Origin of the sequence: Bacteroides sp. GD17 (genome assembly GCF_038448625.1) — a bacterium.
In the GTDB taxonomy this organism is placed as follows: Bacteria; Bacteroidota; Bacteroidia; order Bacteroidales; family Bacteroidaceae; genus Bacteroides.
The window spans coordinates 46618-69286 of sequence record NZ_JBCEZS010000006.1 but is presented as its reverse complement, the minus strand read 5'-3'; the positions used below and the strand labels follow the sequence as shown (position 1 = coordinate 69286).

Here is a 22669-nt window from a genome sequence, read left to right as displayed (position 1 = left end):
AAAAGTGCCTCGGCATTAAGAGAAAAAGTTCAGAGAATAAGGAGAAAACTTCTTTTCTTTAGTAACTATTCTCTGTTCAAAGCTTGCGAACGGATATTCGCAGTGCTTGAATATGTATTCGCGCAGTGCGAACGGATGTTCACAAAGTGCGGATGGACTTTCATCCGATATGTGTATGTAAATAGTTTAATTTAATAATAGAACAAGTTTGATATGGCATTTGAAGCGACCAAACGTGAGTTAGGTGAACTCTATACATTCTTTCGGCTGCTGGCCGACGGGAAAGTACCGATGGGTACACCGAAAGCGCAGAAGGATGAAACGAAGTATCGGCCCATTGCACTGATACAGAGGGAAGAACATGACGGTACACGCCGTTACTATATTGAAAAGGAAGAAATACGCATTGTTAGCGGTACGACAGAGAAAGACGGTACATTCGTTGTCGGCGATAAGGAAGAACAACGCTTTCCGCGTCAGGACTTCGGAGATGCGGCAGAGCTTATTCTTTACCAGCTGAAGAATGTGCCGGGCGAAGAAATTGAAGTTTCCGAAGGATTGGAAGCCTTTCTCGATGCCGTCAACATCTACGATCTGGAGTCCAAGACTGAGGACCGCACTGATTTCTCCGTTGCTTTCTGGCATTCCGAGGCTCCGTTGACGGGTTTTAGCGTCCGTTGCCGCCTCAGCCCCATGGCTCCGTTGCTGGATGGCGGACGTACTGCCAATCTGAAACTGGAGCAGAGCGGTGTGAAGTTTGCCGTGCCCACCGTCAACAAGGTGAATGCCTTGCCGGAATCTCCCACCGAAGTTGCCGAGCGGATGTTGATGATAGAGCGTTTGGGCGGTGTGTTGAAGTATGCCGATGTAGCCGACCGCGTATTCCGATGCAATCTGCTGATGATAGACCTCCACTTTCCCCGCATGCTGGCAGAGATGGTGCGCATTATGCACCTGGACGGCATTACCCGCGTCAGCGAACTGACGGAGCGCATCAAGGAAATGAATCCCTTGAAGATAAAGGATGAATTGATAAACAAACACGGTTTCTATGAGTTTAAGATGAAACAGTTCTTGCTGGCACTTGCCTTGGGTATGCGCCCTGCCAAGATTTATAATGGTACGGACTCTGCCGTCGAAGGTATCTTCCTGACGGACGGTAACGGTGAAGTTCTCTGCTATCACAAATCAGAACGCCAAGTCTTTGCGGACTTCCTTTATCAGAATACCCGTTTCGAAAAGAGTTCGGTGGACAAGGATAAGTACGGTTTCCTGGAACGCGAGAACGGAGTGTATTATTTCAAACTGAATGTGAAGATAGGATTGATTAAAAGATGATATGAACGAAGTATTAAAGACCATCAAGTCACGCCGTAGTGTGCGTGCCTATACGGAACAACAAGTTTCCGTAGAAGATTTGAACCGGATTTTGGAAGCTGCCACTTATGCTCCCAACGGAATGAACTTTCAGACCTGGCACTTTACTGCCATTCAGGATGCCGCTGTGCTGGCAGAGTTGAACGAGAAGGTAAAAGGCGCTTTTGCCAAAAGTGATGACGTCCATTTGCAGGAACGCGGAAATAGTGAGACGTATTGCTGCTACTATCATGCCCCGACATTGATCATCGTTTCCAATGATCCTTCCCGTTGGTGGGCACCTATGGATTGCGGTTGCGCTATGCAGAATATCTTCCTTGCTGCCAAGTCTCTCGGCATCGGTTCGTGCTGGATCAACCAACCGGGACAGACGTGCGATGATGCTGAGGTACGCGCATTCCTTACGAAAATCGGTGTACCCGAGACTCACCGCGTGTATGGTTGTGCCGCCCTGGGTTATGCCCCTGAAGGTGCTCCGATGAAAGAGAAGAAATTGGCGGAAGGTACGGTGACTATCATCCGGTAGCAGAGAGTACAAAAAAGCCCGCAGGGAGGTGCATATATAGGTAATTAATAAATTATACGTGAAGCATTTAGTATAATTCTTTCACCTCCCTTTGGGCTTTATTTATCTCTGCATATTAATAATACCGTTATCAGTATCCGTATTGTTCAATCCCTTGTTTCCTGCCTTGTGTCTGCGGCCGAACTCGAATGAATATCCTACGCGGAGTATGAACATCCGTCCCGTCTCCTTTACAAATGTATCGGAACGGAAGGGAGCTACTTCGCTGACGCGCTCTTTGCCCGTCTTATAGTTATTGGTGAACGGGAACATCACGCCGCATCCCACCTGCAAGTTCTTTTTGGTGTACATGGCTATAAATGCCACCTGGTTCTCGTTCTTCTTGATCGTTTCTCCATAAAAAGCGTTTTCTACCTTGCGGAACTGTCCGCCCAGTGAGAAACTTTTGTATTGCAAATCTACCATCAAGCCGTAATAGAAGTTGTTGTAAGTGTGACTGTAGTCCAGTCCTTCCGACCAACTGCGCGTGAATCCTGCCGAAGCATACAGTGTCAGGAAGTCTTTCAGTCCGAACAAGTCCGTGCCGTTTGTCCCTACCATCAGTTCAGTATTCAGGCTTTGGAACGACCGTTGGTTTTCATCCATCAGAATCAGTTTGCCGTTCTCTACAAAGACACTCTCCATGATAGGGCTGTCGTAGTATTGGTGGCGTACGCTCAGATTGGCATTGAATTTCTTTATCGAATAGCTGTACGACAGCGAGTTCGTGAACTGCTGGAACGTTTTCAGCAACGGATTACCGCGCACGATTTGCAGTGTATCCATGGCCTGCTCTACGTCCGTCAGCGAACCGAGCGACGGTATGGACGGGCTGATGTTGAACCGATAGCGCAGGAAGCCGGCTTTCTTCAGGTTATAACTCAACCGTACGGTAGGAGTGAACGTATAGTAAGTATGGTCTTCGGCGCCTTCCTTGAACCAGGCGCGCGTCATACCTACGCTTCCGGCATAGCTTAAATCTTTCATCTTGCCTTGTACCTCAAAGAAAGCCGATGTCTGCGATTGGTCCATCTTCGAAGTAGTGGGATTGGAACCCTTGTATTCGTTCTCCGTTCTCATTTGGTAGTGGCGTGCGCCTCCGCTCAACTTCACATTCTTGAAGCTTTTTTCATAGATGGCTTCGCCGATGATGGAGCGTTTGTCACCGTCTACCAGCGTTTGGATATCTGCCAGCGGGTTGTTTTCGTCCCGGTATTCTTTATATTTCCGGTTGTTGGTGCTGTGGATCAGTGTTCCTGTTACGTTCAGTTGGATACTCTGCTGGTGGGGCAGGGTATGCTGGAAGTAAAGGTCGAGGGCGGGCGAATAGCTGGACGAATGGTTGTTGACGTACGAATAGATGTAATCCGTAGTGCCTTCCGCCCACATTTTATTCAGTTCTTTGGCATAAGGTGCGTTGTAAATGTTGTTTCGCAGAATAGCGTTGAACACATACTTGTCCGGTTTGGTCAGGTTGTACGTCAGATTCACATTGTTGGTGGTGTTGAACGAAGGCGATTCGTCCTGTATACCTTCCTTTATGCGGTTTATGGTGCGGTCGCCCAGGAAGAATGACTCGTGCGATTCCAGCCGGGAATGATATTTGCCGTTCTTGTTGAAGTAGTCAATGCCCCATTCGGAATTCTTATAGTTGAATTTGGCAGTCAGGAAGTTTTCTCCCCATACCCGGTGCGGCGAGTCGGAGAGTTGGAAGTTTACCATTCCTCCCGTTTCCCGTTGGCGCAGGATGATGTTGACTACCGCGCCCAGTTCTTCGTCACCGTATTGCTTGCCCGGATCTTCGATGAATTCCACGCGCAGCACATCCTTAGCCCTTACGGCGGCTATCTCTTTGTCCGTCACTTTGATACCGTTGATGCGTGTCTGTACGGCTCCTCCTCCGCTTATGGACATGCTGTTGCTCAGTTTATCCACTTGCAGGCGGGCAATGCCAAGGGTGTTCAGCAAGTCGTAGGCTCCGAACGAACGCTTCACCTGGCTCTCGCTGGGGAGGATAATCTGCCTGTCTACCCGTTGCAGCACGTTGCTTGCCGATACGGTTACTTCGCCCAGGCTGACGGCATCTTCTTCCAAGGGAATGTCGCCCAGGTTTACACTCTTGTTCAGCTTCAGCAGGATATTCTCATTCCGATAGCCGATGAACGAAACGGACAGGCGATAGTCTCCCTGCTTGAGCTTGTTGAGGGTGAACCGGCCTTCTCCGTCCGAGGTAACACCGGTCACGAGGGTGGAGTCTGTGGTCCATAACGATACGTTGGCTGCTACGACGGGCTGTTGCGAGGTTTCCGTGATGCGTCCTTTGATGTAGATATTTTGCGCTTGCGTACTGAGTACCGACAAAAGCAGCAGTAAGGATAAAAGTTTTGTTTTCATATCTTTCTGTATTATCAGTGAATACTATGCAGTGCGGAACTCATTGCGAGCATCAGCAGGAGTACCTTGACGGTGATGAGGCCAAAGAGTAGTCCGAACGTAATCCACAGTGCAGTCTTTGCATGTCGTTTCATGTACTTTCCTTTTTATAATTGTTATACCGTTCCGTTATCTCTTCAATACTGACTCCCAGCAGGTCCATGATGTGGAATGTTTCGGTCAGTTGGTTATCGAAGAATTCCTTCTTCTGTATTTTCATGACCCGTCGTACGGCGTCCCGCGACAGGTAGTAGCCCATTCCCCGTTCGGGGTAAATAATTCCTTCCGCTTGCAGGTATTCGTAAGCCTTCAGTACGGTGCGCGAGTTCACTGCGAGTTGCGTGGAGAGTTCGCGAACCGATACCACCCGTTCTTCCGCCTGCCACTCCCGGGTGAGTATCTTGCCGAAACAGAAGTCTACGATCTGTTGGTATATCGGTTTATTGGTTTTGAAGTCCATACGCGTCTACAGTTGTTTCTCTTTCAATAAGAAATAGCTCGATATCCATATTCCGACGATGAACGTTGCCGGTGCGGCATAGTTGCAGAAGTTGACGATGGCTTCTGTTGCAGGAGATACCGGGAAGTTATAAGTCGGAAAAGAGATGATGCTGTTCATCCAGTACTGCTGGCTGTCCACCGTGTTGTGGTATATAACCAGACTCAGTAGTCCTACAATGCCGAAACATAGCAGTATGCTGAGGCAGAATGCTGCGAAAGCCTTGAGAAGTTTCTTCTGCTTGAAGCCGATGCAACTTGCAAAGAAGATGCCTTGCAGCAGGCATAGAAACAGTATCTGGTCTTCGTGCACTTCGTGCAGCATAATGGCATTCCCGAAGTATTGCAAGAATTCGATGCCCGTCAGTGCGAAGATTCCTTTCAGTACGGACAATAGTAAGATACTCAGCACGGGCAGCATGAAATAATATTTTATCCAAAGATGCAGGAACTTCTCGAAAGCAGATGCCGGCAGCAGCAGATAGGTGGTGGAGTTATCCTTGGTGATATTCTTCTCCAATACACAGGGGGCGGCGCAGAGAAACCACATCACGTATTTCCAGATGAAGGCACCTTGTGTCTGGTGGTCCTGGAGGCTTCCACCCCGGTTGATGTCGTACATCATGCAGAGCAGGCAGATGCCGAGAATGATGCCGGCGGTTTGCAGCAGATGCCTTCCCGTCTCTTGTTTTTCATACCGTTCCAGCAGCAGGAAGCGTTTCAGGTTGAAAGTTGCATTCATACTTTTCTGTCTTTAAATAGTTCTTTTATCATTTCCGGTTCTTGCAGCATTGCCTTGTACAGCAGTTCGATGTCCGGCGTATTCTCTTGACCCTCTGTATTGGGAAGTATCGCGAAGTAACCTTGCAGGCTCTGTTCGCTGTATATGCTGTTTCGGGGAAGACTGTCCGTATGGACGAAGAGCAGACGTTCGCTGATGCCGTCTATGGATTGGTCCAGTATCATTTCTCCTTCGCCGAGGATGATGAGATGCTCCAGCAGGTTCTCAAAATCATGTGCCTGGTGGGTGGAGATGAGCAGGGTACTCTCATCGTCCACACTACGGGTGATGATGTGTTTCAAGGCTTGTCGGGCAGAAATGTCCAGTCCGTTGGTCGGTTCGTCCAGCAGTGTCAGGGGAGTGTGCAGGGCCAGTACATACGCCAGCATCGCCTTCTTCTGCTGTCCGTAGGAGATGGCGGATAGTTCCTGATTGCCATCTACACGCAGTTCTTCAAGGTTCTGTTCAAAGTCCCTTTGGCTGAAAAGGGGATAGAATACGGAATGCTTCCGTGCGAACTGGCGGATACTTTCGGCAGGCATTTCCATTTCTTCGGGCAGGAAGAAGTAGCGGGTCAGTAATTGGGGACGGCGCAGTGCCGGATTTTCTCCGTCTATGAGGCAAGTACCTTGTTGGGGAAAGAGAAGTCCGCAAAGGAGGTGTAGCAGTGTCGTCTTTCCTGCACCATTCTCACCCAGCAGACCGTAAATGCCGGCACCTATCTGCAACGATATATCGTTGAAAATAGGTTGTTTAGGCTTGTAGCCATAGCTTAAATTCTCTGTCTGTATCATCTTGTTGTAGTGTTGCACTTGTGTACAACACTACAAACGTATGGGATGTAAAGCAGAAAAGCAAGGATTGTAGGTGATTATTAACGTGTTTTAACGCTGCTATAGCATCTCCAGTACATACCATATCGCTACCAGATGGCATGCTGAACCTGCCAATACGAAGAAATGGAAGACTGAATGCATGTAGCGTATGTGGCGGAAAGAGTAGAATAGCGTTCCGGTGATGTAGCAGACTCCTTCGGCAATAATCCAGTAGCAGGAAGTTTCGGCAATGGCAAACAGTGCTTTGAAAACAGCCAGTATGGACAATCCCATGACAATGAAGCACACGGTTTCTATGTGACTGTGTTCTTCCATCTTGCGGAAGCTGACGATTGTACCGATAATCGCGCAGAACCAGACGAAGCCGAACAGTCCCCATCCCCAAGCGGCTTCGTCCCGAAGGACAGTGAGTGTGATGGGTGAGAAGCTGCCCGCAATGTGCCAGTAGATGGCTGCATGGTCCCAATGCCGCAAGCGCCGTTTCCACGGACTGTGATGCTTCATAGCGTGGTAGAGTGTAGAGGCAATGTACGAACCGCCCATTCCGAAGAGGTAGAGCCATATACCGAATGTAGCCCACGGGTCCTGAATCTGATGACATTTCAAGAGGAATAGCGTGCCGAACGCCACTCCCATAGCAATGCCTATGCCGTGAGATATGGAGTTGACGCTTTCTTCGCCTCGGCTGTAGAAGAGGCCGTGACGTTTTTTCTTTTCAGTTGTATTCATCTTTGGGTTACAGCTTTTTGTCTTTGAAAGAAACAGATGATGTATTGAGGTAAAACAGATGGTACGTTTGGGTGAAACAGACCATCTGTTTGGGTATAACAGATGATGTGTTTTGCCTCAATGCATCATCTGTTTTTCTGTCTTGAAAAATCCCCCTTCCGTGGTACTTAAATCCTTTGTTTGTAGGAGTCAGTATGCGGAAGGGGGAATTGATATGTTTTAGTCAAAGCATCCGTAGCATGTAGGAAGCAGTTTCCGGTCGCCCAGCGTATTGTCTACACGGGCTACGTTTACCCAGAACTTGTTTTCTCTGACACTCTCTATCGGATATGCGGCCTTTTCGCGGGTGTAACTGTGTTCCCAGTTATCGGCAACGACTTCGTATTCGGGATGCGGAGCATTTACCAATACGTTGTCCTCCTTGTTTGCTTTGCCTTCCTTCACTTCCTGGATTTCTTCCCAGATGGTCAGCATTACGTTGACAAAATTATCCAGTTCGGACAGACTTTCGCTTTCTGTCGGTTCTATCATCAGCGTGCCGTGAACGGGGAAGGAGAGGGTGGGAGCATGGTAGCCGTAGTCCATCAGACGCTTGGCGATGTCATTCTCGCTGATTCCTGTTTCTTCGTGTACCTTACGGCATTCCAGAATCATTTCGTGACCTACGAAGCCGGTGGCACCCCGATAAACGATGCCGTATGTGTCTTTGAGGCACGCAGCCAGGTAATTGGCACTCAGGATGGCTATCTTCGTGGCACGTGTCAGCCCTTCCGTTCCCATCATGCGGATGTACCCGTAGGTGATGGGCAGAATGCCTGCACTGCCGAACGGAGCACCGGCTACCTGATTGGCCGCATTGCCGAACATCTTGTGTCCCGGCAGGAACGGCACCAGGTGCTCGGCCACACAGATAGGGCCTACGCCCGGTCCGCCGCCACCGTGAGGCGAAGCAAACGTTTTGTGCAGGTTCAGGTGGCATACGTCCGCCCCGATAAAGCCGGGATTCGTCAAGCCTACCTGCGCATTCATGTTGGCACCGTCCATATATACCTGCGCACCGCAAGCGTGGATGATGTTGCAGATTTCTACGATCTCCGTTTCGAAGATGCCGTGTGTAGAGGGATAGGTGATCATCAGAGCGGCAAGGTCATCCTTGTTCTCTTCTGCTTTGGCGCGAAGGTCGGCCATGTCTACATTGCCTTGTTCGTCGCAGGCACAAGTCACGGTGGAGAAGCCTGCCTGGATGGCAGATGCCGGATTGGTTCCGTGTGCGGATGCCGGTATCAATACCTTGCTGCGGTGTCCTTGTCCGATGCTTTCAAGGTAGGCACGGATCACACGAAGTCCTGCATATTCGCCTGCCGCACCGGAGTTCGGTTGCAGGCTGACGCCGGCAAAGCCGGTGATTATCTTCAGTTCTTCACTGAGGTTGCGTATTAGTTCGCGGTAACCTTCTGCCTGGTCTTCGGGTACCAGCGGGTGCATTCCCATAAATTCCGGACGGCTGAGGGGCAACATTTCTGCGGCTGCATTCAGCTTCATGGTACACGAACCGAGGGAAATCATGGAGTGTGCCAGAGAGATATCTTTGCGGTCGAGGCGCTTGATGTAGCGCATCATTTCCGTTTCCGTATGATATTTGTTGAATACCTCGTGCGTCAGGTAGGCACTTTGGCGCTTCAGCTCATTGCTGATAATGCAGCTCTCCGGTATATCGCTCACTTTCGTCCAGTCTTGTCCGGCGGCGATGGCGAAGATAGATACCAGTACGTTGGCGGCTGCCACGTCTGTGGTTTCGTCGATGCTCATTCCTACATCGCCGTTCTTGAAGTAACGTAGGTTCACTTCTTTGCTCAGAGCGATGGTACGTATCTGTTGTGCCGAAATGGTGTCGGGCAGAGCGAAGCGCAGGGTATCGAAATACTGTGTGTTGACTTGCTTGTAGCCCAGTCCGTTGATAATCTTTTCCAGGTATACGGCAATGCTGTGGATGCGTCCTGCGATGGTGCGTATGCCTTCCGGTCCGTGATACACGGCATAGAAGCCTGCCATGGTTGCCAGCAGCGCTTGCGCGGTACAGATGTTGGAGGTTGCCTTTTCCCGCTTGATGTGTTGCTCGCGGGTTTGCAGAGCCATGCGGTAGCACATCTTTCCGTATCTGTCTTTGGACCAGCCGATGATGCGTCCTGGCATATTGCGCTTGTACTCGTCGCGTGTGGCAAAGTAAGCTGCCGACGGACCGCCGTAAAACATCGGAGTTCCCAGGCGCTGGGTGGTTCCGAAGACGATGTCGGCTCCCCATTCTCCCGGAGGGGTGAGCAGGGCAAGGCTCAGGATATCGGCGGCAACGGCAACTTTGCATTCTGCCGCATGGGCTTTTTCTACAAAAGCGCGGTAATCTTCTGCATTTCCGCAAGCATTGGGATATTGCAGTACGCAGGCAAAGATGTCCGGGGTAAGCTCCAGTTCACTGTATTTGCCCGTGCGGAGCTCGATGCCTTGCGGAATGGCGCGGGTAGTCATTACTGCCAGAGTCTGCGGGAAGACGTTTTCGTCTACAAACACTACGTTCGCTCCCGATTTCTGCATAGCACGGGGACGCAGGGCGTACATCATGGTTACGGCTTCGGCGGCGGCAGTTGCTTCGTCCAGCAGGGAGCAGTTGGCAAGCGGCATGCCGGTGAGGTCGCATACGGCGGTCTGGAAGTTCATCAGGGCTTCGAGGCGTCCTTGTGATACCTCGGTCTGGTAGGGAGTGTAGGAAGTGTACCATACGGGATTCTCGAACACATTCCGCTGGATCACGGCGGGGGTGATGGTGTTGTACCAGCCCATGCCGATGTAGGTGGCATAAAGTTTGTTTTTGGCAGCCAGTCCTGCAATGTGCTGTCCGAACTCGTATTCGGTCATAGCTTCGGGCAAAGCCAACGGCTCTTTCAGGCGGATGTTGGCAGGAATGGTTTTATCTATCAGCTCGTCCAGGCTGTTCACTCCGATTTTGCGGAGCATCTGTGCCTCGTCTTGTTTGCTGATGCCGATGTGGCGGCAGGCCAATAGGTCGTTTTTCATGACTGTATATATTTAAGTTTAATGTTTATCTAAAGAACGGATTCTCCGCTTTCTCAATTCCGATTGTTGTCGGTGCCCCGTGTCCCGGATAGACAATGGTGTCGTTGGGAAGCACGAACAGACGACTGCAAATATGGTCTATCAGTTCGTCAAAGTTTCCACCGGCAAGGTCGGCGCGGCCGATGCTTCCCTGGAACAGTACGTCGCCTGAGAACATGCAGTGGTCTGCCGCACAATAAAACACCAGACTGCCCGGTGAGTGTCCCGGTACGTGGATAGCCTCCAGTTTGGTATTGCCGAAGGTGATGATATCGCCGTCGTGCAGGTAACTTCCCAGCGGTACGGGCGGCTCCTGCAACTGAAAGCCGAACATGCGGCTCTGCTTCGGAGCTTCGTCAATCCAGAACTCGTCTGCCTGGTTGGCTTCGGCTTTCAGTCCGAATTCTTTCAGCATGAAAGGATTACCGAAGATATGGTCCAGGTGCAGGTGCGTGTTCAGCAGGTGCTTCACGTTCAGTTCATTCTTGATGATAAAGTTCTTCAGAGCCTGCTTCTCCTCTTCGTAGAAGCAGCCGGGGTCAATGACCACCGCCTCGTTGGTTTCGTCCCAAAGTACGTAGCAGTTCTCCGGGAACATATTAAATTCAAATCTCTTTATCTTCATGATAAGATTTATGATTTTAGATTTATGATTTTAGATTTTAATAGTTCGGGACTCAGTTTCCTACATGCACCACTTTCTTGGTTTCAAAGAACTCTTCCTCAAAGAAATCCTTCAAGTCCCACATGGTGGTCTTGTTCTTGACGGGCATTGCTTCTTGTCCCAGCTCGCCGCCTTTCAGGCAAATCAGTCCGTTGGGCAGGGAGTTCTGCTGCTTGGTAGAGATGTTCTTGCGGATAATCTTGAGTAAATCGGTCAGTGGCATTACGGCACGGCTTACGACGAAGTCGAACGTCTGCTTCTCTTCTTCGGCGCGGGCATGGCGGAAAGTAACGTTCTTCAGCCCGATGCTGTTTGCCACTTCGGTAGCTACGCGCACTTTCTTGCCGATGCTGTCCACCAGGTGGAACTTCACTTCGGGGAAGAGGATGGCAAGGGGAATGCCCGGAAATCCTCCGCCGGTGCCAAGGTCCATGACTTTTGTACCCGGTCTGAAGTTGATAACTTTGGCAATGCCCAGTGAGTGGAGCACATGGTGCTCGTATAGGTTTTCGATATCTTTACGCGAAATGACGTTTATCTTGGAGTTCCAGTCCAGATAAAGATCGTAGAGTGCGGCAAACTGCTTTTTCTGTTCCTCTGTCAGGTCAGGAAAGTATTTGCTGATGATTTCCATATTGCTTATTCTTTTACTTCGTTTAAAATCATTGAATCGTCGCTCAGCAGGTGTTGTACCATCTCGTACGGAAGGGTGATTTGTACCGGTCCCATTACGTATGGTGCAATGTCGTATACATTATAATAAAAGGTGATGCCTTCTTTGCTGAGGTAGAAGTTCTCGGTCGGTGCCAGCTCGCCGGTGGTGGCGTAGCCCATATCTTCCAGTTCCTGGCGGGTGGCTACTTTATTGTCTGCCATCAGTTGGTTCCATAGCAAGTCGGTCAGGGGTTCTTCGTAGTCGCTGACGAACAAATCGTCCAGGCGGAGGGGAGCTAACGTGCGCAAGTCCATGTTGAGGAAGGTGGTCATGTAGATGCCGTGGGCACCACCGGTGAACTCTTCGTAGCGGTAGCGGTACACTAACAGATGCTTGGTATAGAGTTGCACATGGCTCCGGATGTATTTGTAGTACGAGTACCAGGCTCCTATGCTGCTTTCATTTTCCTTGTCCTGCTCATCTTTCTTGTACATCGGTTCGAGGTCGCCCCGATAATCGCTGATATATTTCTCGGTATATTTCTTTACAGCTTCTTCGGGTGTCATCGTCATGTATTTATCGCCGAAGCAAAGGGAGAGGAAGTAGGTATTCAGGCTATCTTTCAATCTGACGTCGGACGACTTGCTGGCGTACGTAAAGTCGATAACGATGTTGCAGGCTGGCTTGGCGGTATCTCCAAAGAGGTGTACCGTTTCATTTATCTGTATGCTGTCGAACTCCAGCGCTCCTGCGTTTTTGTTCACGGTGTTACCGCAAGAAAAGAAAAAGCCGCTTGCCGCAAGCAGAAGGACAAGTAGGCTGACAGTTTGCTTTTTCATATTGAATTTCGTTTATAAATCAACATTTCAATCAAGAATCTTTATCGACAAATATAGAACTTATTAACGAACTGCATGCATAAAAAAGAAAAATTAATTCCGGCAAGCGGTTAAAACTTTCTATCCATTTCCATATATTGAACAAACTGCTCATTCCGGTTGTTGCATAGTTACAAGAACAACTGTTTAAATAAGAATTGAATGAGCAATAATTATCATCACTTCAAGATGCGCGTTGTCGGTACATGGGTACTGACCGCCATCTTGTTGCTGTTTTCTACTGTCTTTACAGATTTTCCTTATTCCAACGAGATACAGATGGTACTGGCACTTCCCGTACTGCTGTTTTTCTGCGCTCCTTTTTATACCGGTGCCTGGAAGCGTACACGGTTGGGACGTAAAAACATAGATGGACTGGTAGCTCTCACTACCTCCGTCGCTTTCCTTTTCAGTGTATTCAATACCTTCTATCCCGATTACATGTACAGTCGCGGCATGGAACCGTATGTCTATTATCCGGTTACCGTTCTCATCATAGCCTTTGTCCTGACCGGGGAACTGATAGAAGGATATCCCAGAGCATCCCGCGTCTTTCCGGAGAAACAACGCATTGACGACCGTGTGGCCGAACTCTTTATCCCCGTTGTCCTTGTGGTGTCTGTCCTTACCTTCTTTATATGGATCTTCTTCGGTGGAGTGGATGTCTTGTCTCATGCCATGCTGTCGGCTGTTTCCGTGTTGATAATAGCTTGCCCGTGTACACTTGGCCTGGCTACTCCCATTGCTTTGATGTCCGGTGTAAACAAGGCTGCCCACAACCATATCCTGATAAAAGATACCTTGGCTTTGGAACAGATGCGCAATGTAGACGTCGTAGTTTTCGACAAGACGGGGACACTGACCGAGGGGCATCCCACCGTTACCGGCTGGCTCTGGGCGCAGGGACAGGAAGAATATTTCAAGAATATATTGCTGGCTGCCGAAAAAGAATCCGACCACCCTTTGGCAGAGGCTATTGTCGCTGCTTTGGAGGAGGAGCACGTGGTTCCCGTTGCTTTGGATGGCTTTGAGAACATCATCGGAAAAGGTATCAGAGTATCTTATCAAGGTGCTGAATACTGGGTGGGCAGTCATAAACTGTTGAAGGACTACCAGGCCTATTTGTCGGATGTACTGGGCGATATGCTGGTGCAATACGAGTCGGAAGGCAACAGCATTGTATACTTTGGACGCGAAAGCAGGTTGCTTGCCGTTATTGCCATCAAGGATCAGTTGAAAGCAACCGCCTCTTGGGCCATCAAGGAACTGCACAAACTGGACGTTGAAATCTGTATGCTCACCGGCGACGGTGAACGCACGGCTTCTTCCGTAGCCTCCAGCCTGGGCATCATGCGGTTTATAGCCGATGCCATGCCCGACGATAAGGAAGACTTTATCCGTGAATTGCAGCTTCAAGGTAGAACGGTTGCTATGGTTGGCGACGGTGTCAATGATTCGCAGGCCTTGGCTTGCGCCGACATCAGTATTGCGATGGGTAAAGGTACTGATATGGATGTGGCTATGGTCACCTTGAAGACTTCGGACTTGCTGTTGCTGCCCCGTGCTTTCCGGTTGTCCGGCCGTACAGTCCGCCTGATGCATCAGAATCTGTTCTGGGCATTCATCTTTAATCTGATAGGTATACCTGTTGCCGCCGGAGTGCTCTATCCCGTTTACGGTATTCTGCTCACTCCCATGTTGGCAGGCGCTGTGATGATACTTTCATACGTATCTGTTGCGCTCAACAGCCTGAAGTAAAGTTAGCTGTTTCTATATTCCAGCGGGCTCATACCCATGTGCCTCTTGAAGTATTTGCCGAAGAACGAGGCGCTGGGGAAGTTCAGTGAGTAAGCAATCTCCTGGATCGTCATATTCGTAGACTTCAGCTTGGCCTTCACATCGACGATGACAACATGGGCGATGATATCCAGCACATTCTTTCCCGTCACAACTTTTACCGTAGTGCTGAGGTGCTGCAAGGAGATACCCAATTTGTCCGCGTAGAACTGTGCGCGGCGTTCGTGGGTATAATTCTCTATGACGAGCTGCACCAGTTCGCGGCATATCTCTTCTTTCCGGTTCTTGGTGTTTTTCAGTGTGTACGGGCGATTGCTGTACATTCGGTCTATGCCTTGAAGAAGCATGCTCAGCGTATTCTGTGCCGTTCTGGTATCAGGAGGATAGGGACCGGTGGTGATACGGGCCAGTAATGCGAAATAATCTTTGAAGTAAGAAGCGACGGTAGGTTCGACAGTCAGCACCGGATACTCTAATATCGTTGAAAAGGAGCGCAGGGTAGATTGGATGAGGTTAACCCCGTTGAGGCAATGGGATGAAAAACCTACGAATCCCAGGCGTACTTTCTCTTTTTGTTCGTAAAACTGGATAATGGTTCCGGGGAGCAGGGTGATGAAGTCACCTTGTTTGATTTCCGAGTCCATCAGGTTGATGGATACTTTGATTGAACCTTCTAAGCAGAGTGCAAATATGCAAGCTTTCAGCCGGCATGACTGCTTATATATATTTAAAACGTCTTCCGTTACTTCTGTCCATGCAATCGTGTCGACGGGCAAGTCTACTTGAGGAAATTCCATACGCTTTGTCGTTTTTAACTGCGTACAAAGGTAATTCTTTTTTCATAAGAAGTAACGGAAAACGTCTGTTTTTTTAGAATGTTACATCCATTTTAACAACGAATGTGCGAGGTGCACCTACTGCCATAGGGCGGTAACTGTATTCCTTGTTCAGCAGATTGTTTATCATGAATTGGAAAGCAACCTCTTTGGTTGCCTTTACACCCAGGCGCATATCCACTGTGGTATAAGCCGTATTATGCTTTTTCCAGTAGGTGGTCAGGGTTTCTCCGTCGGAGTAACCGAAGAGAATGCCACGTACATAGTCCAGCAGGTCGCGTTGGGCTTTGGCACGTTCGTCCAGCATGATGTAGTCCACGGCAAGCATCTTGCTCTTCCAGTTTATGTTGGCGCCTACGTTGATGCGTTTCCATTGGAAGTCCATGGTGGCCTTGAAGCTGTGTTTCGGGCGATACTTCAGGTATTTGCCGTCGTTGCTCTTCTCTTTCATCTGGAGCGGGTCGGTGTAGGTGTCTTCCAGGGCATTGCGTTTCTTGTAGTCGGCATCGCGTGGTTCGGTATATACATATCCCAGATTGTAGAGCAACTTGGTGTTCTTGTTGAAGGTGTACATACCGCTGGTGCTGATTTCCATACCATAAATCTGTGCTTTGGAGACGTTGTGGAACTGTGCCCCGATGCCGAAGCCTTTGCCGTCTTTCAGCATCTGGATGGCATCGTCTATACTGTTAATCATGCTCAGGTCGGAGTTGTTGAACAAGCCGAACTGAAATTCCACCATATCCTTGTATTGCGTATAGAAAGCGGCAAGGTCTGCAAAACCTTGCAGGTTGCCGATCTTGTATCCCTGCTTGAAACCGAGTTCGGCGTTAAAACCTTTTTCGGGCTGTACGTTGTAGTTGGGATATACGCCTACACCTCCGATGTCCTTACGCAGATACTTTTCGGTGATGGACGGGTTGCGGTAACCTTGCCCGAAGCTGGCGCGCAGGAAGCTGTAGTCGGCAAGCTGATAATTCAGTCCGGCGCGGAATACGGGACGGAAAGGGATGTTGGTGCCGAATACCTTTGTGTCGGCTTCCCGGTAGTGCTTGTCTATCCGATAGTATTCGCCGCGTACACCGGCCGATACACTGAGGCGGTCCCAGAAGCGCTGGTCGTATTGGAAGAAGGCGGCTACGTTATCGCTTTGATGCACTTCTTCCGTATCGCCTGAGAAAGTACGGATATGCTCATAAGTAAGTCCGGTGGTGATCTGTGCGCCGCCGTCCCATTTCTTGTTGAACTGGTAGTCGAGGTAGTAATCGTAGTTCTTGTCCGTTCTGGTTGCGGGCTGGTTGCGTTCCGGGTTCAATACATTAGAGAGCCAGGGAATCAGGTCGCTGGGGAGTTTGCCATCCATCAACCCGCCTAAGTCGGAGGGCAGGCCGTTGTTCATCACCCAGGAGATGAGGTCGCAATAATCGGCGGTGGTTGCGGTAGGGAAGATATTGCCGAGGGAGCCGAAAGCGCCGTCGATCAAATCATTCAGATTATTGCTCACCGCCCATTTGAGTGCTCCCGAAATCAAGGGTTGGAGGGCAGTGTAGTCTCCGTTGGCTATGTTCTGTATGACTTGTGCATCGGTACCCATATTGCCCAGGATGTCGGTGATGGAGGCCGATTGTGTAGGACGTGCCAGATTGTCCGCACTGTAATAGAAGCGTCCCTTTACCTTGTGAGAAATTCCTTTTTCCGGATTGGTGAAGTTGAAGAACGGGTCTATGCGGAACGTATTGGATTCGCGTCCCATGTTGGCGAAAGGAGAGGGGCGGTAAGCTTCACTTGGCGAACGCCATATAAAGAAATCCCCATACCTGTTGGACAGGAAATCTACGTTGAAACCGTAATTCATCAGGTTCATTCCCATATCCGGCTGATAATAGGTCAGGTTGCCGTTTATGTGGAAACGCTTGTTATAGCCTTGCTGGCGGTAGCCTTCGTCCGTGAAGAGATTCAGTCCGCCGCTGACGTCGAAGTTGCCGATGCGGCGGGAGTGGGTGAGGTCGAAGCCTTCGTACAGAGGATTGCGCACACCGCTGAAAAGGCTGTTGCGCAACAAAGGCTTCACCGGATATTTGTCTTCTTTCCAGAGGGACTTGTCGCTCCATTGGTAATCACTGTTGGCAGGGTCGCCGTAGATACCTACATAAGCGCTGACGCGGGTCTGCGGGGTCAGTCCCGGCCGGGCGGTACGTATATTGATGATACCGTTCAGTGCAGACGAGCCGTAGAGTACGCTGGATGCTCCCTTTATAACTTCTACTTGCTGCACGTTTTCCAGTGGCACGGCATTCCAGTTGATGACTCCGTTCTGGGGGCTGAGCACGCTCATGCCATCTACCAGCACCAGGCTGCGGGCGCCTACGCTGTATGTCCATCCTCCACCTCCGCGGATGCTGGGTTGTTTGTCTACGATGTCTACCCCCGGAATGGTTTGCAGGGTGGAGGTGATGTCGGTGGGAGCCTGGCGGGCAATGTCACTGGCTTTGATCAAATCCATGGAGACAGTTACATCACTCAGCTTCTGCTCAAAGCGTCCGGCCGAAACCACGACGTCCTCTAGCAGGTTGGTGCTTTCCTTCATGTAGACATCTTTCTGCAGGATGTCTCCCTTGTTGATGACGATGGGCATCTGTACATCATCATATCCTACGTAACTGAAGACCAAGTCTACGCCGCCTACCGGCAGACTTATCTCGTATGCACCGTTTATATCGGTAACCACACCTTGCGTATCCTTCAGCTTGTAAATGACCGATGCGCCTACCAGCGGTTCACTGGTAGCGGCATCATAAACATGCCCTTTCAGCGTTTGGGCAGAAATAGAAAAGCTGAATAGTAACATTGCGAATAGCGTTATCAGAATTCTTTTTTCCATAAGTCTGTATATTTTAGTGAATAGCTATATCAGAATGTTTGCAAAGTACGTGAGATAACACCGGATTATCAAGGTGTATTTTTCGTTTTTAGTATCACAAATTTAATATTTTAATTGGATATATACTTAAAAGCGCTCTTTTTTTGGACTATAATTCATTTTTTTTGCAATGCGCTGATACATTTCCGTTTCTGATTTGTTATTACTGAGAAGTGTTAACCTTGCAAATAAACAGAACCATGAAACTATGTCACAAATTTATCGTCTCGGGATGTTTCATCTCCCTATGGACGGGATTTTGCGCACAGGCACAGGAGGTGCCCGCTGTTGTTCCTGATTCACTGATTACTATCGGATATACCGTGGGACGTGAGAAGAATGTTTCTTCCCTTGTCGAGAAATTCACGGGTAAACAACTGAAAATAGAGCAGATTACCAATCCTTTGGAGGCTATTTATGGTAAAGTGCCCGGTTTAACAATACACCGGGCGGCCAATGGAACGGCAGCACTCGATGCCGTACGTCTTCGCGGAACTACTTCGCTGACCAGTGGAAATGATCCGTTGATTATCGTCGACGGTGTGTTTGGTGATATCTCGATGCTTACCTCTATCTATCCCACGGATATAGAAAGCTTTACCATCTTGAAGGATGCTTCCGAAACGGCGCAATACGGTTCTCGCGGTGCGTCCGGTGTCATTGAGATAACGACCAAAAAAGGAATCAGAGGAAAAACGAGGGTGAGCTATAATGGTAACTTCGGCATTGCCCTTGCCTATAAGAAACTTGAAATGCTGTCGGCAAACGAGTATCGCAATGTGGCACACCAGCAGGGAATATCTATTATCGACTTGGGAAACAATACCGATTTCCAGAAAGAAATACAACAGACCGGATTGCAGCAAGACCATCATGTAGCCTTCTATGGAGGAAGGGATGAATCGAGTTATCGTGTGTCTCTGGGATTTATGAGCAGGGAAGGGGTGATAGTGCATGAGAAACTGACCAATTTTACTTCGAATATGAATATGACTCAGAAGATGTTCGACGGATTTATACAGTGCGATGTCGGCATGTTCGGATCGGTGCAGAATAACCGCAACCTGGTGGATGAACAAAAAACATTCTATTCGGCAGCTGCCTTCAACCCTACCTTCCCTAATCATAAGAATGCCGACGGCGGTTGGGACGGAGTGACCAATGCCAGCCAGATAACCAATCCCCTGGCATGGATGGAGGTGAAGGATAAGGAATCTTCTTCGCATATCAGCACCTATGCCAAACTGAAACTGAACTTCACGCGGGACTTGAAGTTGCAGCTTTTCGGTTCTTATTCCTATAATATGGTAGAGAATTCCCAATACCTGCCTACCAGTGTATGGGCACACGGGCAGGCCTACCGCGGTGTGCGGAAGTCGGAATCGCTGGTAGGAAATGCGATGCTGACCTATCAGAAGCATGTAGGACGCCATTTCATAGATATGTTGGCTTTGGCGGAAGCGCAGCAAGAGAACTTTACCGGCTTTTATACGACGGTGACCAATTTCAGTTCCGACTTATTCGGATATGATAATTTGCAGGCTGGCGCCTTGCGGCCGTGGGAAGGCACGAACTCCTATTACGAACGTACCCGGCTTGCCTCTTTCATGGGACGTATCAATTACACCTATGCCGACCGCTATATCCTGACGGTGAATGCCCGTGGGGATGCTTCTTCCAAGTTCGGAAGCAATCATAAATGGGGATTCTTCCCTTCTGTTTCGGCAGCCTGGAATGTGACGCAGGAAGAGTTTATGAAGCAGTTTCCACAAGTGAATAATCTCAAAATCCGTGTCGGATATGGTTTGGCGGGAAACCAGAGCGGGATCGATTCTTATACCACCCTTCGGCTGGCAAAACCCAACGGAGTGGTGCCGGTGGGGAGTTCGCAAGTGGTTTCTTTGAGTGAGTTGCGCAATACCAATCCCGATCTGAAGTGGGAAGTGAAACACAATCTCAATGCCGGTTTTGACTTGGCGCTGTTCGGCAACCGCCTGCTGTTTTCTGCCAACTATTATCTTTCCAAAACTACCGATATGCTTTATACCTATAACGTAAGCGTACCGCCGTTTACTTATAACACGCTGGTAGCAAATATCGGCTCCATGCGCAACACCGGTGTGGAGATAGCCGTGGGCGTGACGCCTCTGAAAACGGAAGATATGGAACTGAATATCAATGCCAACGTGTCGTTCCAGCAGAATAAGTTGCTTTCCTTGAGCGGATCGTATGACGGTGAGTATATCAGCGCAGCACAATACAAAAGTATTTCCAGCCTGGATGGAGCCGGTTTTCATGGAGGCTACAACCATATCGTCTATCAGATTGTGGGGCAGCCGCTCGGTGTGTTTTATCTGCCGCGTAGCAACGGGATGGTTTCGGATGGAAACGGGGGCTATAAATATGAAGTGGCCGATTTGAATGGCGGCGGCGTAAGCCTGGAAGACGGCGAAGATCGTTACATTGCCGGGCAGGCGATGCCGAAGGCGCTTGTCGGTTCCAATATCAGTTTCCGCTATAAGGACTTTGACCTCTCGGTACAGATAAACGGAGCCTTCGGACATAAAATATACAATGGCACTTCACTGACCTATATGAATATGGGGAGTTTCCCCGATTATAATGTCATGAAAGGTGCTCCGCAGGCTAATATCAAAGACCAGACGGCTACGGACTATTGGCTGGAACGGGGAGATTACCTCAACTTTGACTACGTAACTGCAGGATGGAATGTCCCCTTGCACAGCCGTACAAAGAAGTATATCCAGAACCTGCGCCTGACTTTTACGGTGAACAACCTGGCTACCATCACCGGTTATTCCGGTGTCTCGCCTATGATAAACAGTTCTACGGTAAACAATACCTTGGGGCTGGATGATAAACGGAATTATCCGCTTGCCCGGACTTATACGTTAGGATTGAGTATTAATTTCTAAAGAAGAGCATTATGAAGAAGTTTCGGATGATATATTGGCTGATTGCCGCTTGCTGCTTTCCGTTGCTTGTAGCTTGCAATGGTTTCCTGAAAGAAGATCCTCGCGACGGGATCGACGAGAACGATGCCTATCGGACGCTTTCCGATTTGTATTTGAATGCCGTGGCGTCACTTTATAATTATGTAGGCGGATATGCCGACAGTCAGGGACTGCAAGGAACCGGCCGCGGCGTGTACGATTTGAATACGTTTACCACCGATGAGGCCATCATGCCCACCCGTGGCGGTGACTGGTACGACGGTGGCTTCTGGCAGGGATTGTACCTGCATGAGTGGGGCGTGAACAATGATGCTATTCAGGCTACCTGGGAGTATCTCTATAAAGTAGTGATGCTGAGTAATAAATCGGTAGAGCAGATTCAGAAGTTTCAAGCAACCCACGATTCTCCGGAGTTGCCGGGCTATTTGGCGGAAGTACGCGCCGTGCGTGCCATGTACTATTATTATCTGATGGATTTGTTCGGGCGCGTGCCGTTGGTGCTTTCTTCTTCCGTATCTATGGACGAAGTGGTGCAGAAGGAGAGAAAAGAAATCTTCGATTTTGTGGTGAAGGAATTGCAGGAAGCTGCTCCTCTGCTTGCAGAGAATCATAGCAATCAGTCGGGCGATTATTATGGCCGTCTCACCCGTCCGGTGGTTTACTTCCTGCTTGCCAAGCTGGCACTGAATGCGGAAGTCTATACAGACAATGACTGGACGGATGGAGTGCGTCCCGATGGAAAGAGCATCTACTTTACGGTAGACGGACAGCAGTTGAATGCCTGGCAAACAGTGATTGCCTATTGTGACCGGATTGCCGCTATGGGATATCGGTTGGAACCTCAATATGAAGCGAACTTTGCCGTTTACAATGAATCTTCGGCGGAGAATATCTTCACTATCCCTATGAATAAGACTCTCTATACCAATCAGATGCAATACTTGTTCCGTTCGCGTCATTACAATCATGCCAAGGCTTACGGACTGAGTGGCGAGAATGGTTCCAGTGCTACGATAGATGCATTGCGTGTGTTTGGATATGATACTGCTGAGGTAGATCCTCGTTTTGATAAATGCTACTTTGCCGGTGTGGTGTACGATTTGAAAGGGAATGCAATCAAGCTGGACGATGGAACTGTGTTGGAGTATCATCCGTGGGAGGTGGCGGTGGATATTTCGGATACCCCTTACGAAAAGACGGCGGGTGCCCGGATGAAAAAATATGCCATAGATGTGAATGCAACCAAAGATGGCAAGTTGATGGAGAATGATATTGTACTGTTCCGCTATGCCGATGTGCTGTTGATGAAGAGTGAAGCAAAAGTTCGCAATGGAGAAGACGGGGATGGGGAATTGGCGCAGGTTTGTAGTCGTGTAGGGGCTGCTGCGCGTCCGGCAACTTTGGAGAACTTGCTGGATGAGCGGTTGATGGAATTTGCCTGGGAAGGATGGCGCCGCCAGGATCTTGTCCGTTTCGGGATGTTTACGCGCGAGTACAGCAATCGCCAGCAATTGCCGGGGGAAGAAAACGGATATACTACCGTGTTTCCTATTCCGGGGAATGTGCTGAGGATGAATAAACGCTTGGAGCAGAATAAAGGATATTAAAATGGTGATG

At 49.3% G+C, this 22669-nt stretch carries 16 protein-coding genes; 5 read left to right on the top strand and 11 right to left on the bottom strand.

The window, feature by feature from the left end:
* Positions 1 to 213 precede the first annotated feature (213 nt).
* Positions 214 to 1338 (top strand): HpaII family restriction endonuclease, encoded by a 1125-nt coding sequence (locus AAE250_RS11110; RefSeq protein WP_294600987.1) that lies wholly within the window; start codon positions 214 to 216, stop codon positions 1336 to 1338.
* A 1-nt stretch (position 1339) separates the two neighbouring features.
* Positions 1340 to 1903 (top strand): nitroreductase family protein, encoded by a 564-nt coding sequence (locus tag AAE250_RS11105; RefSeq protein WP_294600985.1) that lies wholly within the window; start codon positions 1340 to 1342, stop codon positions 1901 to 1903.
* 102 nt (positions 1904 to 2005) lie between these two features.
* Here the strand turns inward: AAE250_RS11105 and AAE250_RS11100 are convergent, their stop codons facing one another.
* The 9 genes from AAE250_RS11100 to AAE250_RS11060 all read right to left on the bottom strand — a co-directional run bounded on the left by AAE250_RS11100 (position 2006) and on the right by AAE250_RS11060 (position 12485).
* Complete coding sequence (locus AAE250_RS11100; RefSeq protein WP_294600983.1) at positions 2006 to 4336, bottom strand: TonB-dependent receptor; 2331 nt, start codon at positions 4334 to 4336, stop codon at positions 2006 to 2008.
* 130 nt (positions 4337 to 4466) lie between these two features.
* Entirely contained in the window at positions 4467 to 4835 is a 369-nt protein-coding gene (locus AAE250_RS11095; protein ID WP_294600981.1) for a GntR family transcriptional regulator, read from the bottom strand.
* A 6-nt stretch (positions 4836 to 4841) separates the two neighbouring features.
* Complete coding sequence (locus tag AAE250_RS11090; RefSeq protein WP_294600979.1) at positions 4842 to 5615, bottom strand: hypothetical protein; 774 nt, start codon at positions 5613 to 5615, stop codon at positions 4842 to 4844.
* Positions 5612 to 6448 carry an ATP-binding cassette domain-containing protein gene (locus tag AAE250_RS11085; RefSeq protein ID WP_294600977.1) on the bottom strand — a complete coding sequence of 279 codons (837 nt, stop codon included), beginning with the start codon at positions 6446 to 6448 and terminating at the stop codon, positions 5612 to 5614. Before AAE250_RS11085 ends, AAE250_RS11090 begins: the two co-directional genes overlap by 4 nt.
* Before the next feature lie 99 nt (positions 6449 to 6547).
* Positions 6548 to 7219 carry a PAQR family membrane homeostasis protein TrhA gene (gene trhA, locus AAE250_RS11080; RefSeq protein WP_294600975.1) on the bottom strand — a complete coding sequence of 224 codons (672 nt, stop codon included), beginning with the start codon at positions 7217 to 7219 and terminating at the stop codon, positions 6548 to 6550.
* Positions 7220 to 7438: 219 nt separating this feature from the next.
* Positions 7439 to 10288, bottom strand: coding sequence for an aminomethyl-transferring glycine dehydrogenase (gcvP, locus tag AAE250_RS11075; protein ID WP_294600973.1), 2850 nt, complete (start codon positions 10286 to 10288; stop codon positions 7439 to 7441).
* Between the two features lie 25 nt (positions 10289 to 10313).
* The gene (locus AAE250_RS11070) at positions 10314 to 10952 is read right to left on the bottom strand and encodes an MBL fold metallo-hydrolase (protein WP_294600971.1); all 639 of its coding nucleotides are present in this window, start codon (positions 10950 to 10952) and stop codon (positions 10314 to 10316) included.
* Between the two features lie 52 nt (positions 10953 to 11004).
* Positions 11005 to 11625, bottom strand: coding sequence for a 16S rRNA (guanine(527)-N(7))-methyltransferase RsmG (rsmG, locus tag AAE250_RS11065; RefSeq protein WP_294600969.1), 621 nt, complete (start codon positions 11623 to 11625; stop codon positions 11005 to 11007).
* A gap of 5 nt (positions 11626 to 11630) precedes the next feature.
* Positions 11631 to 12485: an RsiV family protein gene (locus AAE250_RS11060; RefSeq protein ID WP_294600967.1), complete on the bottom strand. Its 855-nt coding sequence runs from the start codon at positions 12483 to 12485 to the stop codon at positions 11631 to 11633.
* Between the two features lie 201 nt (positions 12486 to 12686).
* On the opposite strand from AAE250_RS11060, the gene AAE250_RS11055 reads away from it, so the two are divergent.
* On the top strand, positions 12687 to 14282 hold the full coding sequence (locus AAE250_RS11055) for a heavy metal translocating P-type ATPase (RefSeq protein ID WP_294600965.1): 1596 nt from the start codon (positions 12687 to 12689) through the stop codon (positions 14280 to 14282).
* A gap of 2 nt (positions 14283 to 14284) precedes the next feature.
* Here AAE250_RS11055 and AAE250_RS11050 read toward each other — a convergent pair whose 3' ends face one another.
* Entirely contained in the window at positions 14285 to 15118 is an 834-nt protein-coding gene (locus AAE250_RS11050) for a helix-turn-helix domain-containing protein (protein ID WP_294600963.1), read from the bottom strand.
* Positions 15119 to 15191: 73 nt separating this feature from the next.
* Entirely contained in the window at positions 15192 to 18038 is a 2847-nt protein-coding gene (locus tag AAE250_RS11045; protein WP_294600960.1) for a TonB-dependent receptor, read from the bottom strand.
* A gap of 239 nt (positions 18039 to 18277) precedes the next feature.
* Here AAE250_RS11045 and AAE250_RS11040 point away from each other — a divergent pair, with 239 nt between their 5' ends.
* Both AAE250_RS11040 and AAE250_RS11035 read left to right on the top strand, forming a co-directional pair.
* The gene (locus AAE250_RS11040) at positions 18278 to 21013 is read left to right on the top strand and encodes a SusC/RagA family TonB-linked outer membrane protein (protein WP_294600958.1); all 2736 of its coding nucleotides are present in this window, start codon (positions 18278 to 18280) and stop codon (positions 21011 to 21013) included.
* A 26-nt stretch (positions 21014 to 21039) separates the two neighbouring features.
* A complete protein-coding gene (locus AAE250_RS11035) occupies positions 21040 to 22659 on the top strand; it encodes a RagB/SusD family nutrient uptake outer membrane protein (RefSeq protein WP_446715753.1) in 1620 nt (539 codons plus the stop codon).
* Positions 22660 to 22669 lie beyond the last annotated feature (10 nt).

What these genes read in the sequence shown, in the direction of transcription:
- rsmG (WP_294600969.1), bottom strand. Translation starts at nt 11,625, where the DNA reads ATGGAAATCATCAGCAAATACTTTCCTGACCTGACAGAGGAACAGAAA.
- AAE250_RS11110 (WP_294600987.1), top strand. Translation starts at nt 214, where the DNA reads ATGGCATTTGAAGCGACCAAACGTGAGTTAGGTGAACTCTATACATTC.
- trhA (WP_294600975.1), bottom strand. Translation starts at nt 7,219, where the DNA reads ATGAATACAACTGAAAAGAAAAAACGTCACGGCCTCTTCTACAGCCGA.
- AAE250_RS11090 (WP_294600979.1), bottom strand. Translation starts at nt 5,615, where the DNA reads ATGAATGCAACTTTCAACCTGAAACGCTTCCTGCTGCTGGAACGGTAT.
- gcvP (WP_294600973.1), bottom strand. Translation starts at nt 10,288, where the DNA reads ATGAAAAACGACCTATTGGCCTGCCGCCACATCGGCATCAGCAAACAA.
- AAE250_RS11085 (WP_294600977.1), bottom strand. Translation starts at nt 6,448, where the DNA reads ATGATACAGACAGAGAATTTAAGCTATGGCTACAAGCCTAAACAACCT.
- AAE250_RS11035 (WP_446715753.1), top strand. Translation starts at nt 21,040, where the DNA reads ATGATATATTGGCTGATTGCCGCTTGCTGCTTTCCGTTGCTTGTAGCT.
- AAE250_RS11045 (WP_294600960.1), bottom strand. Translation starts at nt 18,038, where the DNA reads ATGGAAAAAAGAATTCTGATAACGCTATTCGCAATGTTACTATTCAGC.
- AAE250_RS11040 (WP_294600958.1), top strand. Translation starts at nt 18,278, where the DNA reads ATGAAACTATGTCACAAATTTATCGTCTCGGGATGTTTCATCTCCCTA.
- AAE250_RS11095 (WP_294600981.1), bottom strand. Translation starts at nt 4,835, where the DNA reads ATGGACTTCAAAACCAATAAACCGATATACCAACAGATCGTAGACTTC.
- AAE250_RS11100 (WP_294600983.1), bottom strand. Translation starts at nt 4,336, where the DNA reads ATGAAAACAAAACTTTTATCCTTACTGCTGCTTTTGTCGGTACTCAGT.
- AAE250_RS11055 (WP_294600965.1), top strand. Translation starts at nt 12,687, where the DNA reads ATGAGCAATAATTATCATCACTTCAAGATGCGCGTTGTCGGTACATGG.
- AAE250_RS11060 (WP_294600967.1), bottom strand. Translation starts at nt 12,485, where the DNA reads ATGAAAAAGCAAACTGTCAGCCTACTTGTCCTTCTGCTTGCGGCAAGC.
- AAE250_RS11105 (WP_294600985.1), top strand. Translation starts at nt 1,340, where the DNA reads ATGAACGAAGTATTAAAGACCATCAAGTCACGCCGTAGTGTGCGTGCC.
- AAE250_RS11050 (WP_294600963.1), bottom strand. Translation starts at nt 15,118, where the DNA reads ATGGAATTTCCTCAAGTAGACTTGCCCGTCGACACGATTGCATGGACA.
- AAE250_RS11070 (WP_294600971.1), bottom strand. Translation starts at nt 10,952, where the DNA reads ATGAAGATAAAGAGATTTGAATTTAATATGTTCCCGGAGAACTGCTAC.